We start from the raw sequence: 16,648 nt of genomic DNA, 5'->3' as shown, positions 1-16,648 counted from the left end.
GGTTTTGCCCGCCTTTGATTAGTGTAACTGGTTTGCATCATTACCGGGAGCCCTGCTGAACAGGGTTTCGATGTCTATCCCGTCGAATTCGTAGTGGGCGCCGCAGTAATCGCAGTGCATGTCGATCTTGCCGAGCTCCTGCACCATGGATACCGCTTCCTCCTTGTCTATCTGCAGCAAGGCCCCTTCGCAACGGGCGCGGGAGCAGGTGCAGCGGAACTCGATGGCCTGGGGATCGAACACCCGTACCTTGTCCTGGTGGTAGAGGCGGTAGAGGATCTCTTCCGCGTCCAGACCGAACAGCTCTTCGTCCTTGATGGTGGTGGTGAGCTGGACCAGGTGGTCGAAATCTTCGCTGTGATCCTCGCTCTGGGCCGGCAGCTCCTGCAGCAGGATGCCCGCCGCACGGGGCTCGCCCTCGTGGTGGCCGGTGCGGATCCAGAGGCGGGTGGCCAGTTGTTCGGACTGGGCAAAGTAGTGCTCCAGACAGGCCGCCAGTGTGTCGGCCTCCAGGGCGATGATGCCCTGATAGCGCTCTCCTTGATCCGGGGTGATGGTGATGACCAGATGGCCGTTGCCGATCAGGCTTTGCAGCTTGCCGTCAGTCGGCAGTTCCCCTTCATAGCGTGCCACGCCGCGCAATTGCTGGTTGTTGTCGCCGTTGATGACGGCCAGACGCACCGGACCGTCCCCCTGCAGCTGCACCGTGATGGAGCCTTCGAACTTGAGGGTGGCGGTCAGCAGGCTGGTGGCAACCAGCAGCTCGCCCAGCAGGTGCTGCACCTGTACCGGGTAGTTCTGGGCGTCGATGATGTGGCGGTAGGTACGATCCAGCTGGACCAGCTCCCCACGCACTTCGTACTCTTCGAACAGATAGCGATACAGGAGGTCTTGGTTACTCATCATGGTTTCCTAGGATGTTCTTGGGGAAAAATAAACACATTGTTAAACAGGTGGTTAGGAACTAATTCCTCCACCTGTCGTCATAAAGGGGCCACAGACGCGGATTAGGATTGCTTGACCCGGATAAGCTGGCGTCGCTCCTGCTTGTCGGGTCGGCGCTCCGGGCTTGGGGCAAACTGGCTGTTGAAGCGGCGGGCTTCGCTGTTTTCGGCCCGTTTCTTCAGGCTGGCCTCTGTCTCTTCATAGAGTTGCTGGGCCAGCGGGGCGGATTTGCGCTGCTCGCTCACCTCGAGCACCCGCACCTCCCGCTCGTCCTGGCCTTGCCAGAATCGCACCAGGGCGCCGACCTCGACCGCCTTGCCCGGCTTGGTGCGCTGGCCGTTGTAGTGCACCTTGCCGCCGTCGATCTGATCCCGCGCCAGACTGCGGGTCTTGTAAAAGCGGGCGGCCCACAGCCACTTGTCGAGACGGACCTGAGTGCTGCTTTGTGCTGGATTCGACATGGATCGGCTCCGGAATGGCTGAAAAGGTGCCTGATTATACCAGAGGCGGGCCCCGGGATAGAAACAGGGGGCATCCGGGTGTGACGGAAACTGAATTTTCACCCCTTGGTCCCATCCGGTCGGTTGTCTCTGGGTCCATTGCCGTACACAATAGCCAACCGACTTGGATGCCAGACAATTTTGAGAAAGATGACGCTACCGTTCAGGGATGATTTGTTGACTTCCCTTCTGGCTCGCTGCAAGGCCATGCCACTCTCCCGTTTCAGCCAGCCCCTGTTCTGGCTTCTGCTGCTGTTGCTGGCCCAGCAGTGTGCCGTGCTCACCTGGCGCCTGTACGAACTGGCCCAGCCCGCTCCCCTGACCCCCTGGCAACCCTCGGTCACCTCGGTGCAGGGGAGTGGTGGCGATCGCCTCGATCTTGGCAACCTCAGCCGCCTCTCTCTCTTTGGCAAGGCGCTGCAACCCCAGGCGGACAAGGCGGCAGAGACGGTGGCGGCGGATGCCCCGAAAACCCAGCTCAACGCCCAGCTCAACGGGGTGCTGGCAAGCTCGGATCCCGCCAAGTCCATCGCCATCATCGCCCACAACGGGACACAGAACTCTTACGGCATCGGGGACTACATCGACGGTACCCAGGCCAGGATACGCCAGGTGTTTGCCGATCGGGTCATCATCGCCCGGGACGGCCGTGACGAGACCCTGATGCTGGACGGGGAGGAGTATGGCAAGCCCCTGCCCAAACCGGCCCGCCAGGAGGGGCTCTCCTCCGTGCGCAGCGAACTGCTGGGCAACCCGGGCAAGATCACCGATTACCTCAATATTTCTCCGGTCCGGGTGGACGGTCGCATGACCGGCTATCGCCTCAACCCGGGTCGCAATCCGGAACTGTTCAATCAACTCGGACTGGTCGCTAACGATCTGGCGGTCAGCATCAACGGCCTGGATCTGCGTGACAACGCCCAGGCCATGCAGGCGATGCAGCAGGTGGCGGGCGCCACGGAAATGACCGTCACCGTCGAGCGGCAAGGACAGCTCTACGACGTCTATGTCGGCTTGTCAGAATAATGAATTGGAGTAGCACCAAGAATGACAAATAAAGGGAAGGGCTGGCGTCTGGCCACCATGGCGGCAGCCTTGATGATGGCCGGTTCTGCCTGGGCCACCGAGTATTCCGCCAGTTTCAAGAACGCCGACATCGAGGAGTTCATCAACACGGTCGGCAAGAACCTGAACAAAACCATCATCATAGAGCCATCGGTGCGCGGCAAGATCAACGTGCGCAGCTATGACCTGCTCAACGAGGATCAGTACTACCAGTTCTTCCTGAGCGTGCTCGACGTTTACGGCTTTGCCGTGGTGCCCATGAACAACGGCGTGCTCAAGGTGGTGCGCTCCAAGGATGCCAAGACCTCGGCCATCCCCGTGGTGGATGACACCAACCCCGGCGTGGGTGACGAGATGGTGACCCGGGTGGTACCGGTGCGCAATGTCTCGGTCCGTGAACTGGCCCCCCTGCTGCGTCAGCTCAACGACAACGCTGGCGGCGGCAACGTGGTCCACTATGAGCCCTCCAACGTGCTGCTCATCACCGGCCGCGCCGCCGTGGTCAACCGCCTGGTGGAGGTGGTTCGCCGGGTGGACAAGGCGGGGGATCAGGACATGGACGTCATCAAGCTCAAGTTCGCCTCCGCCGGCGAGATGGTGCGGCTGGTGACCAACCTCAACAAGGATGGCAGCAATCAGGGGGCCAACGCCTCGCTGCTGCTCTCCCCCAAGGTGGTGGCCGACGAGCGCACCAACTCAGTGGTCATCAGCGGCGAGCCCAAGGCCCGTGCCCGCATCATCCAGATGGTGCGCCAGCTCGACCGGGATCTGCAGAGCCAGGGCAACACCCGGGTCTTCTACCTGAAATATGGCAAGGCCAAGGATCTGGTGGACGTCCTCAAGGGGGTCAGCTCCAGCATCGCCGCCGACAAGAAGGGCGGGGCGGCGGCCACGGCCACGGGCGGCGCCAGCATCGGCGGCGGCCAGCTCGCCATCTCCGCCGACGAGACCACCAATGCCCTGGTGATCACCGCCCAGCCGGACGTGATGGCCGAGCTGGAGCAGGTGATCGCCAAGCTCGACATTCGCCGTGCCCAGGTGCTGGTGGAGGCCATCATCGTCGAGATATCGGATGGTGACGGCATGAACCTCGGGGTGCAGTGGGCCAACACCAATGGCGGCGGCACCCAGTTCACCGACACTGGTCTGCCCATCGGCTCCCTGGCCATCGCCGCCAAGGATTACAAAGACAACGGCAACACCGACGGCCTGTCATCCCTGGCGGGCAGCTTCAGCGGCATGGCGGCAGGCTTCTATCACGGGGACTGGGCGGCGCTGGTGACGGCGCTCTCCACCAACAGCAAGAACGACATCCTCTCCACCCCGAGCATCGTCACCATGGACAACAAGGAGGCCTCCTTCAACGTCGGTCAGGAAGTGCCGGTGCAGAGCGGCTCCCAGAGCTCCACCACCAGCGATCAGGTGTTCAACACCATAGAGCGCAAGACGGTGGGGACCAAGCTGGTGGTGACGCCCCAGATCAACGAAGGAGATTCCGTGCTGCTCAACATCGAGCAGGAGGTCTCCAGCGTGGCACAGAAGCAGGCGACCGGGACCGCCAACCTGGGCCCCACCTTCGATACCCGTACCGTGAAGAACGCCGTGCTGGTCAAGAGCGGCGAGACAGTGGTGCTGGGCGGCCTGATGGACGAACAGACCCAGGAGCAGATCTCCAAGGTGCCCCTGCTCGGGGACATTCCGGTACTGGGCTACCTGTTCCGTTCCTCCAAGACCTCCACCGCCAAGCGCAACCTGATGGTCTTCATCCGCCCGACCATATTGCGTGACGCCAATGTCTACTCCGGGGTCTCCAGCAACAAGTACACCCTGTTCAGGGCCGAACAGCTGAGCCGGGCTGCGGAAGAGGGCTATGCCACCTCGCCGGCTCGCCAGGTGCTGCCCGCCTATGGCCAGGACGTGATGATGTCCCCCGAGGTGCAGCAGCAGATCCAGAGAATGCAGGCCCAGCAGCAGGCGACCGCCACCGGCGTGCGCGCCCAGGTGCAGGAGCAGCCCTTCGTGCAGAGCAAGCCCTGATGGCCGCCTATCAGCTCGATGGCAGCGAGCTGCCGGCTCCCCTGCCGGAACTGCCGTTCGCGTTTGCCCGCAACTTCGGGGCCATCCTGACCGAGCGCCAGGGTGCCCCGGTGCTGCTCTGTCGTCAGGGGATCTCCCCCCAGACCCTGCTGGAGGTGCGACGGGTGGCGGGCTGTGCCTTCGCGGTGGAGCAGCTTGGCAACGACGAGTTCGAGACGCTCCTGATGGCCCACTATCAGCGTGACTCCTCCGAGGCGCGTCAGCTGATGGAGGATCTCGGCAACGAGATGGACTTCTTTGCCCTGGCCGAAGAGCTGCCCCAGAGCGAGGATCTGCTGGATGCCGACGACGACGCCCCCATCATTCGCCTCATCAATGCCATGTTGAGCGAGGCGATAAAAGAAGAGGCGTCTGACATCCACATCGAGACCTTCGAGCGGGCCCTGGTGATCCGTTTTCGCATCGATGGGGTGCTGCGGGAGATCCTGCGCCCCCATCGCAAGCTCGCCTCCCTGCTGGTGTCGCGCATCAAGGTCATGTCGCGCATGGACATCGCCGAGAAGCGGGTGCCGCAGGATGGCCGCATCTCACTGCGCATCGGCGGCCGGGCGGTGGACGTGCGGGTCTCCACCATGCCCTCCAGCTACGGCGAGCGGGTGGTATTGCGACTGCTCGACAAGAACAACGTGCGCCTTGAGCTCAAGCAGCTCGGCATGACGCTGGCCAACCGCAACATCATCAGCGAACTCATTCGCAAGCCCCACGGCATCATCCTGGTGACGGGCCCGACCGGTTCGGGCAAGTCCACCACCCTTTACGCGGCCCTCTCGGAGATCAACTCCCGGGATCGCAACATCCTGACCGTCGAAGACCCCATCGAATATGACCTTGAAGGGGTGGGCCAGACCCAGGTCAACAGCAAGGTGGACATGACCTTCGCCCGGGGCCTGCGCGCCATTCTGCGCCAGGATCCGGACGTGGTGATGGTGGGGGAGATCCGTGACCTCGAGACCGCCCAGATCGCGGTGCAGGCATCCCTCACCGGTCACCTGGTGATGTCGACCCTGCACACCAACACCGCCATCGGCGCCATCACCCGGATGCGGGACATGGGGATCGAGCCCTTCCTGCTCTCCTCGTCGCTCCTGGCGGTACTGGCCCAGCGGCTGGTGCGCACCCTCTGCCCGGATTGCCGCGCACCGCACCCTGTCACCGAGCAGGAGCGTGTTGCCATGGGCATCGAGCTTGCGCCGGATCAGCAGATCTGGCGTCCGGTGGGCTGCGAGCAGTGCAACCACACCGGCTATCGCGGCCGGACCGGCATCCACGAGCTGGTGGTGGTGGACGAGGCGGTGCGCGAGGCGATCCACAGCGCCAGCGGCGAGCTCGCCATCGAGCGGCTGATCCGGGGTCACACCCCCAGCATCCGCCGCGACGGCATCGACAAGGTACTCAAGGGGCAGACCAGCCTCGAAGAGGTGCTGCGCGTGACCCGGGAAGACTGAAATGGCGGCATTTGAATACAAGGCCCTCGACGGCAAGGGGCGCAACAAGAGCGGCGTGCTGGAAGGGGATTCCGCCCGCCAGGTGCGCCAGCTGCTGCGCGAGCAGGGGCTGACCCCCCTCGAGGTGAACGAGACCACCGAGAAGGCCAAACGGGAGGCGAACCGCTTCGTGCTGTTTCGCCGCGGCGCCTCCACCTCGGAGCTTGCCCTCATCACCCGCCAGCTGGCGACCCTGGTGGGGGCCGGTCTCACCATCGAGGAGGCCCTCAAGGCAGTCGCCGAACAGTGCGAGAAGGCCCACCTGCGCAGCCTGGTGGCGACGGTGCGCAGCAAGGTGGTGGAGGGGTATTCCCTGGCCGATTCGCTGGGGGCCTTCCCCCATGTGTTCGACCAGCTGTTCCGCTCCATGGTGGCGGCCGGCGAGAAGTCCGGTCACCTGGAGAAGGTGCTCAACCGTCTCGCCGATTACACCGAGCAGCGCCAGCACATGCGCACCAAGCTGCTGCAGGCGATGATCTATCCCATCGTCCTCACCCTGGTGGCGGTGGGGGTCATCTCCATACTGCTCACCGCCGTGGTGCCCAAGGTGGTGGCCCAGTTCGAACACATGGGCCAGCAACTGCCGGGCACCACCCGTTTCCTCATCGGCACCAGCGAGCTGTTGCAGCACTACGGCCTCTGGTTCCTGCTGCTCCTTGGCATTGGCGGCCTGATCTGGCGCTGGTGGCTGACCGACGACAAGCGTCGTCGTCGCTGGCACCAGGTGATACTGCGCCTGCCGGTGATCGGTCGGGTCAGCCGCGGTCTCAACACCGCCCGCTTTGCCCGCACCCTGAGCATCCTCAACGCCAGCGCCGTGCCCCTGCTGGAGGGAATGAAGATCGCCGGCGAAGTGCTCTCCAACGACTATGCCCGCATGCGCATCGGTGAGGCCACCGAGCGGGTGCGGGAGGGGACCAGCCTGCGCAAGTCGCTGGATGAAACCAGAATTTTTCCGCCCATGATGCTGCACATGATCGCCTCGGGCGAGCAGAGCGGCGAGCTCGACAGCATGCTGGAGCGGGCGGCGGACAACCAGGACAGGGAGTTCGAAACCCAGGTGAACATCGCCCTCGGGGTGTTCGAGCCCATGCTGGTGGTCTCCATGGCCGGGGTGGTGCTGTTTATCGTGATGTCGATCCTGCAGCCGATCCTGGAGCTCAACAACATGGTGAATCTGTGAGGCTGGCGTGCGTGTGACATCGGTCGATCCCGCGGTCAACTCGCTCGAGCTCAACAATATGGTGAATCTGTGAGGGTCGGGTGCCCGAATAGGCTTCGCCATTCGAACCTGCACATTCAATCGAACGATCGTGGTTTAACAGTTAATCGTTGATGGCTCATGCCATCTCATTTCGTTAGGGAGTCAGTCATGCAAAAGCGTCGTCAATCGGGTTTTACCCTGCTGGAAGTGATGGTGGTCATCGTGATCCTGGGGATCCTGGCCAGTCTGGTGGTGCCCAACCTGATGGGCAACAAGGAGAAGGCGGATCAGCAAAAAGCGGTCTCCGACATAGTGGCGCTGGAAAACGCCCTCGACATGTACAAGCTGGACAACAACCGCTACCCCACCACCGAGCAGGGGCTGGATGCCCTGGTCAACAAGCCGACCGCATCCCCTGAGCCGCGCAGCTACCGTGAAGGGGGCTACATCAAGCGCCTGCCGCAGGATCCCTGGGGCAACCAGTACCAGCTGCTGAGCCCGGGCCAGTTCGGCAAGATCGACATCTTCTCCATGGGGATGGACGGCGAAGCCGGGACCGATGACGACATCGGCAACTGGAACCTGAAGGACTTCCAATAAGTGATTCCGCCGCGTCGTGCTCACCGGGCCACCCCGGGGCTGCCTGAATGAAGGTGGCCTCTTGGGCCCGTCACCAGGCCGGTTTTACCCTGCTGGAAGTGTTGCTGGTCGCCATGTTGATGGGACTGGTGGCGACCGCCGTCACCCTCAGCATGGGGGGCGCCAGGGGGGATCGGGAGCTCGACAAGCAGGCGCGCCGCTTCATGGCGACCCTGCAGCAGGCCCAGGAGTATTCGGTCATGGATGGCAGGCTGCTGGGGCTGCGGGTCGAGGAGAACGGCTGGCAGTTTATGTCCCGGGATCCCAAGGATCGCAAGTGGCGCGCACTGACCGGTGACAGGCTGCTGGGGCCGGTGACGTTGCCGGAGGGGATGACCCTGGCGGTGGAGCTGGAAGGTTTCAACTGGCGTACTGCGTCGGATGAACGCCAGGAGCAGGGTCGGGACGAGCGTGAGCGGACACCCCAGATCCTGGTCTTTCCGGGGGGAGAGCTCTCTCCCTTCGTGCTGACCCTGAGCCAGCAGGACGAGGATCTGCACTACCTGCGCACCGTCAGGGGGGACGAGTTCGGTCGTCTCTCCCTGCTGCAGGATGAAGAGGAAGAAGAGTGAAGAGCGCCAGGCCCGCAGGGGGCGTTCTAGCGCGTCGCACCGCTCTGTCGGGCGGCCCCGCCCGGGTGCGCGGCATGACGCTGCTGGAGGTCATGGTGGCCCTGGCGGTGTTTGCCATCGCCGGGCTGGCGGTGATGAAGACCGCGAGCGAACACCTGGCCGGCCTCAATTATCTGGAGCAGAAGACCCTGGCGACCTGGGTGGTGGAGAATCAGCTGGTGCAGCAGAAGCTCGAAGGCAAGTGGCCGGGAGACAGCTGGGTGGAAGGGGACGAGGAGATGGCCGGGCAGACCTGGTACTGGCGCTATCGCGGCGTCGCCACGGCGGACAGCAACTTCAGGGCGCTGGACATGGAAGTGCGCACCGCGCCCAAGGCCGACAGCCCGGTGGCCATGATCCGGACCTATCTCAGCCGATGAACATTCATCAACGTGCGTCCATGATCCGGAGCCGGTGTCAGCCGATGATCCAGAGCAACACCCGCCCATCGCACCACCGCGGCTTTACCCTGCTTGAGATGCTGGTGGCCATCGCCATCTTCGCCACCCTGAGCCTGGGGGCCTATCAGGTGCTGCAAGGGGTGCTGACCAGCGACGAGGTGGCCAAGCGCAAGGAGGCCCGTCTCTCGGAACTGCAGCTCGCCTTCAGCCTGCTGGAGCGGGACATTACCCAGATGGTGCCGCGCAGCGGTCGCATCGACGGCGAGAACAACAAGGTGCTGCTGGCGGCGTCCCGCTTCGGCCAGCAGAGCGACGACTGGGGCATGGCCTTCATTCGCGGCGGCTGGCTTAATCCGGACGGCATACTGCCGCGCTCCGGCCTGCAACGGGTGGGCTGGCGTCTCAAGGGGCAGACCCTGGAGCGGTTGAGCTACCTCTATCCGGATCCGGCCATTGGCACCGAGCCGCGCATTCAGCCCGTGCTGACTGGCGTGACGGCGCTGCGCCTCTATTTCTACGACAAGGGACAGTGGAAGGAAGAGTGGACCCAGCGCGACCTGCTGCCCTACGGGCTGGCGGTGGAGCTGGAGCTTGAAGACTACGGCACCATCCGCCGCCAGTTCCTGATCGGAGCCGGTGGTCAGAGGGCAGAGAATGGTAACTGATCGTCGTTTTCCCCTGTCTATCACGGAGGATGACGGCACTATTCGACGCCGCCAGTTCCTGATCGGTGCTGGTGGCCAGAGGGCAGAGAATGGTAACTGATCGTCGTTTTCCCCTGTCCGTCACGGAGGATGACGGCACTATTCGACGTCGCCAGTTTCTGATCGGTGCTGGTGGCCAGCGAGCGGACAATGGCAATTAAGCGCGGCCGGGGCCGATCCCGCACTACACTGGGCCGCCAGGGGGGCATGGCCCTGCTGGTGGTGCTGCTCATCCTCGCGGTGATGGTGATCGTCGCCAGCAACATGAGCGGCCGCCTGCAACTGGAGCTGCGCCGCACCGCCAACCTCACCCTGGGCAAGCAGGCCTGGTGGTATGCCATGTCGGCGGAGGCCCTGGTGATCAAGGTGCTGAACCAGGACTTCAAGGATGACCCGGATCGGGTGAGTCTGGGACAGAACTGGGCGCGAGAGGACGGGGTCTTCCCGGTGGAGGATGGCACTCTCTCGGGCCGGGTGCGGGATCTGCAATCCTGCTTCAACCTCAACAGCCTGAGCGTGCCCCTCAAGGAGGGGGAGAACGGCGACGATCTCGAGGCCCAGCCTTACCAGTTCAAGGTGTTCCGGGCCCTGCTCGCCCAACTCGAGGTGGATGATTACGAAGCGGTGCAGCTGACGGACGCCATCCGCGACTGGACCGACAAGGATACCCAGCTGGTCTCGAGCAACGGGGCCGAGGATGCCTACTACGAGGGACTCAATCCCCCCTACCTGGTGGCTAACCAGCGGATGCTGGGCACCGACGAATTGCGGGCGGTGCGCGGGGTGAGCGCCAGCCTGTACGCCCGGCTGGCCCCCTATGTGTGCACCCTGCCCAATGACAAGCTGGTGGTGAACATCAACACCATCCGGCCGGAGCAGGCGGCCCTGCTGGTGGGGCTCTACCAGGGGAAGATCGGGCTGGACGATGCCAAGCGGGTGCTGACCAGCCGCCCCAAGAAGGGGTGGAAGAACAAGCAGGAGATGACGGAGCAGTTGCAGGTTCAGCCGGGTGCCATCACCGGGCTGGATGGCGCCCTGGACATCAAGAGCAGCTTCTTCGAGGCCCGCCTGCTGGCGGAGGTGGGGGAGACCCGCGCCAGGCTTGAGACCGTCTTCCAGCGTGGCAAGGACAACAAGCTGGTGATGCTGCGTCGCCTGAGCGGCGGCGCCGAATAACAAGGGGGCGTGGGGCGGTTCAGCTGCCCTGCGCATCCCCCGATTGGACTGCAACCCATGGCTGTGCGCCCGCCCCCCTGAGGGAGGAGCGGGCATGGCAGGAGAGACATTAGTGAGCGAGAGTCTGGTCATCCGTCTGGGGACCAATGCGCAGCAGCCAGTGCACTGGCTGGTCTGGTCGGCGCAGGAGCAGGAGATCATCGCCTCCGGCATCCTGGCATCGGCGCACGCCCTCGGCGAGCTGCAGGAGCGTGCCGGTGGTCGCCCCGTGGTGACCCTGGTGCCCGGCAGCGATCTTATCTTCCGGCGGGTCAATCTGCCGGGCAAATACAGCCGCCAGAGTGCGGCGGCCCTGCCCTATCTGCTGGAGGAGCAGATCGCCTCAGACGTGGACGATCTGCACCTGGTGGTGCTCGGCCATCAGGGCCGCGAGGTGGATCTGATGGCGGTGGACAAGGGGAAGATGCACTCCTGGCTCGGCTGGCTGGAGCAGGCAGGGCTCAAGACCCTGCACCTGCTGCCCGACGTGCTGGCGCTGCCGCTCGCCGCCGATGGCTGGTCAGCCCTGCAACTGGGGGAGGAGTGGCTGGTCCGCCAGGGCCCCCGTCAGGGCATAGTGGCGGAGGAATCCCTGCTGGCCATGCTGCTGGCAGCGCAGACCGAACCCGTCACCCTTCACTGCCATACTCCCATCCCCGCCATGGCGGCGGGCAACTGGCAGGGGGCTGACCCGGAACTGCCCATGCTGTTGCTGGCGAAAGGGGCGTTGACCTGCCAGGCCAACCTGTTGCAGGGGCCCTATCGTCCCCAGACCGAATACGCCCGCTACTGGTTGCAGTGGCGCAAGGTGGCGGTGCTGGCAGGTGTATTGTTGCTGGTGGCCCTGGTGCAGCGCGGTGTGCATCTGCACCAGCTGGCGGAACAGGACAAGGCCCTCAAGGCGGAGATCCGGCAGGTCTACACCCGGATCTTCCCGGGGGAGACGCGCATCGTCAACGTGCGCAGCCAGATGACCCAGCACCTCCAGCAGTTGGGGCAGGCTCCCCAGGATGGCGTCCTGTTGCTCCTGACCGAACTGGCCCCGGTGTTTGCCGAGGTGCCCGGCCTCAAGCCCGAGGTGCTGCGCTTCGATGCAGCCCGGGGCGAGCTGAGGTTGCAGGTGACGGCCCCCGGCTTCACCGAGATCGAACGTTTCCGCGAGCTGGCGGGCAAGCGCTTCGAGGTGCAGCAGGGTGAGGTGCGAAGCACCGAAGGCAAGGTCGAAGGGGCGCTGGTGCTCAAGGGGAGGTCGTCATGATGGACAAACTGCAGAGCTGGTGGCGCGGCATCAGTGCCCGCGAGCAGCGGCTGGTGGCGGTGGGGGGCAGCGTGCTGCTCATCGGGCTCTTCTACTGGGCGATCTGGCAGCCGGTGGCAAATCGCATTGCCGAGCGCGAGCGGCAGGTGGTGAACCAGCAGCAGACCCTGGCCTGGCTCAAGGAGAAGGGACAGGAGGTGCTGGCGATGCAGGGGGGACAGGGGCGCCAGATCGATACCGGCGGTACCCTGGACGGTGTGGTGAACCGCACCGCCTTCAACCAGAAGATCAAGATTGCCCGCTTGCAGCCCCAGGGTCAGGAGCTGCAGGTATGGATAGACACGGTGCCGTTCGATGATCTGCTGATCTGGCTTGCGACCCTCTCGGATCAATACGGCGTCCAGGTGCAGATCATCGAGCTGGCCCGCGAGGGGCTGGCCCCCGGGCTGGTCAAGGTCAGACGTTTGCAGTTGAGTCGTTCCCAATGAAGCGAAAAATAGTGATCGCCAGTCTCTTCCTGCTGGCCTATCTCGGTTTCCTGCTGGCCCAGTTGCCAGCATCCCTGGTGGTGCGCCATCTGCCGCTGCCCCCCAATCTGGTGCGGTTGGAGGGGGTGAGCGGCACCCTCTGGAGCGGTCAGGCCGCCCGGGTGCAATATGCCAGCGAGTCCCTCACCCAGTTGCGCTGGGATCTCGATGGCTGGTCCCTGCTGCGGCTGGCGCCCGAGGTGTCGGTGCGCTTTGGCGAGCGCAGCGGACTCAACGGGCAGGGGATCCTGGGTTGGAACGGTGCCGCTTTCGGGCGCGACATCACCCTGAATGCACCGGCCCCCTGGGTGCTGGAGCGGGTGCCGATGAGACCCCCCTTCCCGTTGACGGCGGCGGGTCAGTTGCAGCTCAAGATCGATCAGTTTGCCCAGGGCTCTCCCTGGTGCGACAACCTTTACGGGGATCTTCACTGGTATGACGCACAGGCGGACACCCCGGCGGGCAAGCTGGCCCTGGGGGATCCCGAGATCACGCTCACCTGTCTCGACTCCCGGCTGGTGGCCGAGATCAAGCAGGGCTCGGAGGCGGTGCAGGTGCTGGGCAAGCTGGAGTTGCAGGCCAATCGCCAGTACCTGTTCCAGGGCACCCTGAAACCGGGTCCTGAGCTGCCGGACCAGATGAAACAGGGGCTCCCCTTCCTCGGCCAGCCCGATGGGCAGGGGCGCTTCCCGCTGCGTTATCAGGGCCGCATCTGACGGCGTTGCCCATGGTTTGAACCACCCCGCCCCGGCGGGGTGGTGTCGTTATGGGGGCGCGCCGGCTGGCGCCGTGATGAGGTGATTGAGGAAGAAGCTGAACAGCTCGGCCCGGGAGTGCAGGTTCAACTTGGCGTAGAGATGCTTGCGGTGATTCTTCACCGTGCCGCTGCCGATGCCGAGCGCACCGGCAATGGCCTCGGTATCCAGCCCCTGCAACAGCAAACCCGCCACCTGGCGCTCCCGCCGGGTTAGCTGATCTCCCCCCACACTGGCGATAGCCTGCTCCACGGCTCCCTTGAGGTCAGTGCCATCTGACCTGGCCGGGCTGCGGGCCAGGCGGGGTGTCTCTTCCCGCCAGTGCTGGCGACACAGGGAGTGGACCAGCGGGAACAGTGCCTCCAGCCTGACCAGCTCGTCACGGCTGAGGGAGCTGCGCTTGTCGAGACGGCCCAGAAACAGCATCAGGGTGAGGCCGCCGCGCACCGGCAGGATCAGCCCCACCTCTTCCTGCCAGCCGGTGGCCTGATAGAAGTGGTGGCGATACTCGGGGTCGAGCCGCCCCCGCGACACCTGCGCCAGGGTCCAGACCCCGGCACCCAGCCCCTGCTCCAGCGCCTGCATGAAGGGATCCTGACTGAAGTGGCGGGTGAGGTAGCGGTCGAACAATAGGGCCCGCTGATGATGCAGGTTGTCGTAGAGGTAGACGGGCCGTTGCCCCACCCCGAGCAGCAGGGCACAGTCGAACGCCACCTGTTGCTGGATGAGGCGCACCAGGGCTGCCGGGAAGCCGCTGCCGTGCAGGGCATCGACGGCGGCGGTCAGGCTCAGGGTATCCGTGGCAGGAGACGGGGGCATGGCGATGGGCTCCGGGTCAGGGAATGGTTTCCCCACGATGGCAGGATGCTAGCACGGGAGTGGCAAAACTGTCCCCTGGGGGACATATCTGCCAGCACTGCAAACGGCGAGGATGGCCCTCTTTCTCTTGCTGTTGGAGCCCCCCATGACAAATCCTCACCTGCTCGATGAGCTGACCCAGCGCGGCCTGGTGGCCCAGAATTCCGACCCGGTGGCGCTGGCCGACCATCTTGCCACTCCGCGCACCGTCTATTGCGGCTTCGATCCCACCGCTGGCAGTCTGCACATCGGCCACCTGGTGCCACTGCTGATGCTGCGCCGCTTCCAGCTGGCGGGCCACACCCCAGTGGCTCTGGTGGGCGGGGCCACCGGCCTTATCGGCGATCCCAGCTTCAAGGCAAGCGAGCGCACCCTCAACAGCGCCGAGACGGTGCAGGGCTGGGTCGCCAGCCTGTCGGCCCAGATAAGCGCACTGTTGCCGGCGAGCGACGGGCTGGAGGCGCCGCTGCTGGTCAACAACGCCGACTGGATGGGGCAGATGTCCGCCCTCGATTTTCTGCGGGACATCGGCAAGCACTTCTCGGTCAACGCCATGCTGGCCCGCGAATCGGTGCGCCAGCGCCTGGCCCGTCCGGATCAGGGCATCTCGTTCACCGAGTTCTCCTACGCCCTGCTGCAATCCCAGGACTTCGCCGTGCTCAACCAGCGCCTCGGCTGCACCCTGCAGATCGGCGGCAACGACCAGTGGGGCAACATCACCAGCGGCATGGACCTCACCCGCCGCCTGCATCAGGCCCAGGTCTATGGCATGACGCTGCCGCTCATCACCAAGGCCGATGGCACCAAGTTCGGCAAGACCGAGGGGGGCGCTATCTGGCTCGACCCGGCGCTCACCTCCCCTTACGCCTTCTACCAGTTCTGGCTCGGCACCGCGGACGAGGATGTCTACCGCTTCCTGCGCTACTACAGCTTTATGCCGCTGGCCGAGATTGAGACGCTGGAGGCGGAGGATGCGAAGCGGCAGGGGCGCAAGCTGGCCCAGCAGGTGCTGGCGGACGAGCTGACCGAACTGGTACACGGCAAGGGGGCGCTGGCGGCGGCGCAGCGCATCAGCGAATCGTTGTTCAGTGGCGAGGTAGCGCGCCTTGGGGAGAGCGATCTGGCCCAGCTGGCGCAAGATGGCATGCCAAGCAGCCCCATCAAGGGGGAAACGGATCTGGTGACCCTGCTGGTGGAGTGCGGCCTGGCCAACTCGAAGCGGATCGCCCGCGAGCTGCTGGCGGCGGGGGCCGTCAGCGTCAACGGTGCGATCCGCCGGGATGAGCCGCTCACCGCCGACGATCGGCTGTTCGGCCGCTACCTGCTGCTGCGCCGGGGCAAGAAGCAGTACCACCTGGTGATCCGCTCATGAAGGGGTGAGCGCCTCGATGACGTAGTCGAGGAAGTGGCCGACCAGGGCCGACTCGGCCCGGCGCTGGGTATAGAGGGCGTAGAAATAGGCCCCCTTGGGGCGATAGTCCGGCAGCACTTCGCGCACCACCCCCTCGGCCAGCTCGGCCGCCACCAGGTAGCGCGGCAGGCGGGCTATCCCCAGTCCCTGGCGCATCCCCTGGTGGACAGCCTTCTTGCTGCTGAAGGCCAGTTCGCCCGCTACCTCGAGAGGGATCTCGCGCCCCTGGGCAAGCAGGGGCCAGCGCTCGTGGCGGCCGTACTCCTGGCTGCGGGTGATGAGGCTGTGCTGGTGCAGATCCTGCGGTGTGGTGAGGGGCGGGTGGCGGTCGAGGTAGTCGGCGCTGGCGCAGAGCACCAGATCGTCCACCGCGATGGGGCGCGCCAGGTAGGGCTGGGTGCCGAGCTCAGTGCTGCGAAACGCCACGTGCAGGTTGTCGCGCAGCAGGTCGGCCGGGGTATTGCTGAAGTCGGCGATGATCCGCACCTCCGGGTGGTCGGCGCGAAAGCGCAGCAGCACCGGAGTCAGCACCACTTCTCCCCAGAGATCCGGCGCCGTGATGCGCAGCTCCCCGCACAGTGCCGAGCGGCGGCGCTGCAGGCCGTCCAGCAACTGCTCGTGCAGGGCGATCATCTGGTCGGCCTGGCGGTAAGCGAGCTCTCCTGCGTCGGTCAGTTGCACCCGGCGGGTGGTGCGACTCAGGAGCACGCTGCCGAGGCTCTGCTCCAGGTGGCGCAGATCTTTTGACGCCTTGCTCGGGGTGATGCCGAGCTGGGCCGCCGCCGCCGCGAAGGATCCGCAGCGGACGATGGCGACCAGCAGGCGCATCAGGTAGAGGGTGTCGAGCTTGTGGTGACTCATGAGGGGTGGCCTATTGTGTCTTGCTGGGAATGAATGTCTTGCTTGTGTGCCTGATTATATCCTCCTGGCCCGGGTTTATAGTGGCCGCCATGCCATTGCGATCCCGGGAGAGG

The 16,648-nt window shown here is 64.7% G+C and carries 17 protein-coding genes; 13 read left to right on the top strand and 4 right to left on the bottom strand.

The window, feature by feature from the left end; genetic code table 11:
• Positions 1-18: 18 nt before the first annotated feature.
• On the bottom strand, positions 19-903 hold the full coding sequence (gene hslO, locus C2U47_RS06395; protein WP_010675729.1) for an Hsp33 family molecular chaperone HslO: 885 nt from the start codon (positions 901-903) through the stop codon (positions 19-21).
• A 104-nt stretch (positions 904-1,007) separates the two neighbouring features.
• Positions 1,008-1,406 carry a ribosome-associated heat shock protein Hsp15 gene (hslR, locus tag C2U47_RS06390; protein WP_010675728.1) on the bottom strand — a complete coding sequence of 133 codons (399 nt, stop codon included), beginning with the start codon at positions 1,404-1,406 and terminating at the stop codon, positions 1,008-1,010.
• A gap of 216 nt (positions 1,407-1,622) precedes the next feature.
• On the opposite strand from hslR, the gene exeC reads away from it, so the two are divergent.
• The 12 genes from exeC (at position 1,623) to exeN (ending at position 13,366) form a co-directional block, all read left to right on the top strand.
• Positions 1,623-2,471 (top strand): GspC family type II secretion system variant ExeC, encoded by an 849-nt coding sequence (exeC, locus tag C2U47_RS06385; RefSeq protein ID WP_372587280.1) that lies wholly within the window; start codon positions 1,623-1,625, stop codon positions 2,469-2,471.
• Positions 2,472-2,492: 21 nt separating this feature from the next.
• The gene (gene exeD / locus C2U47_RS06380) at positions 2,493-4,547 is read left to right on the top strand and encodes a GspD family T2SS secretin variant ExeD (protein WP_010675726.1); all 2,055 of its coding nucleotides are present in this window, start codon (positions 2,493-2,495) and stop codon (positions 4,545-4,547) included.
• Entirely contained in the window at positions 4,547-6,052 is a 1,506-nt protein-coding gene (gene exeE / locus C2U47_RS06375) for a GspE family T2SS ATPase variant ExeE (RefSeq protein ID WP_042014784.1), read from the top strand. Before exeD ends, exeE begins: the two co-directional genes overlap by 1 nt.
• Position 6,053: 1 nt before the next feature.
• Entirely contained in the window at positions 6,054-7,274 is a 1,221-nt protein-coding gene (gene exeF / locus C2U47_RS06370; RefSeq protein WP_045522076.1) for a GspF family T2SS innner membrane protein variant ExeF, read from the top strand.
• A gap of 189 nt (positions 7,275-7,463) precedes the next feature.
• Entirely contained in the window at positions 7,464-7,895 is a 432-nt protein-coding gene (exeG, locus tag C2U47_RS06365) for a GspG family T2SS major pseudopilin variant ExeG (protein ID WP_010675723.1), read from the top strand.
• Positions 7,896-7,942: 47 nt separating this feature from the next.
• Entirely contained in the window at positions 7,943-8,506 is a 564-nt protein-coding gene (gene exeH, locus C2U47_RS06360) for a GspH family T2SS minor pseudopilin variant ExeH (protein ID WP_043152812.1), read from the top strand.
• Positions 8,507-8,571: 65 nt separating this feature from the next.
• Positions 8,572-8,925 carry a GspI family T2SS minor pseudopilin variant ExeI gene (exeI, locus tag C2U47_RS06355; RefSeq protein WP_257713654.1) on the top strand — a complete coding sequence of 118 codons (354 nt, stop codon included), beginning with the start codon at positions 8,572-8,574 and terminating at the stop codon, positions 8,923-8,925.
• Positions 8,926-8,969: 44 nt separating this feature from the next.
• A complete protein-coding gene (gene exeJ, locus C2U47_RS06350) occupies positions 8,970-9,611 on the top strand; it encodes a GspJ family T2SS minor pseudopilin variant ExeJ (protein ID WP_049636114.1) in 642 nt (213 codons plus the stop codon).
• A 189-nt stretch (positions 9,612-9,800) separates the two neighbouring features.
• Positions 9,801-10,826, top strand: a complete 1,026-nt coding sequence (exeK, locus tag C2U47_RS06340; protein ID WP_043152964.1) for a GspK family T2SS minor pseudopilin variant ExeK — start codon at positions 9,801-9,803, stop codon at positions 10,824-10,826.
• A 112-nt stretch (positions 10,827-10,938) separates the two neighbouring features.
• Positions 10,939-12,123, top strand: coding sequence for a GspL family type II secretion system protein ExeL (gene exeL / locus C2U47_RS06335; RefSeq protein ID WP_080767872.1), 1,185 nt, complete (start codon positions 10,939-10,941; stop codon positions 12,121-12,123).
• Positions 12,120-12,611 carry a GspM family type II secretion system protein ExeM gene (gene exeM, locus C2U47_RS06330; protein ID WP_010675717.1) on the top strand — a complete coding sequence of 164 codons (492 nt, stop codon included), beginning with the start codon at positions 12,120-12,122 and terminating at the stop codon, positions 12,609-12,611. The genes exeL and exeM overlap by 4 nt, the downstream gene beginning before the upstream one ends.
• Positions 12,608-13,366 carry a GspN family type II secretion system protein ExeN gene (gene exeN, locus C2U47_RS06325; protein ID WP_103261515.1) on the top strand — a complete coding sequence of 253 codons (759 nt, stop codon included), beginning with the start codon at positions 12,608-12,610 and terminating at the stop codon, positions 13,364-13,366. The genes exeM and exeN overlap by 4 nt, the downstream gene beginning before the upstream one ends.
• Positions 13,367-13,414: 48 nt before the next feature.
• On the opposite strand, the gene C2U47_RS06320 is transcribed toward exeN, so the two are convergent.
• Positions 13,415-14,224: a helix-turn-helix transcriptional regulator gene (locus C2U47_RS06320; protein WP_103261514.1), complete on the bottom strand. Its 810-nt coding sequence runs from the start codon at positions 14,222-14,224 to the stop codon at positions 13,415-13,417.
• 145 nt (positions 14,225-14,369) lie between these two features.
• Here C2U47_RS06320 and tyrS point away from each other — a divergent pair, with 145 nt between their 5' ends.
• Positions 14,370-15,635: a tyrosine--tRNA ligase gene (gene tyrS / locus C2U47_RS06315; protein ID WP_103261947.1), complete on the top strand. Its 1,266-nt coding sequence runs from the start codon at positions 14,370-14,372 to the stop codon at positions 15,633-15,635.
• Here tyrS and C2U47_RS06310 read toward each other — a convergent pair.
• The gene (locus C2U47_RS06310; protein WP_103261513.1) at positions 15,630-16,535 is read right to left on the bottom strand and encodes a LysR family transcriptional regulator; all 906 of its coding nucleotides are present in this window, start codon (positions 16,533-16,535) and stop codon (positions 15,630-15,632) included. The two genes, tyrS and C2U47_RS06310, sit on opposite strands and share 6 nt — an antisense overlap.
• Positions 16,536-16,648: the final 113 nt, after the last annotated feature.

Source organism: Aeromonas sp. ASNIH7, from assembly GCF_002903485.1.
In the GTDB taxonomy this organism is placed as follows: Bacteria; Pseudomonadota; Gammaproteobacteria; order Enterobacterales; family Aeromonadaceae; genus Aeromonas; species Aeromonas caviae.
Note: the sequence above shows the minus strand (reverse complement) of the source record. Positions and strands in the feature narration are given on the sequence as shown.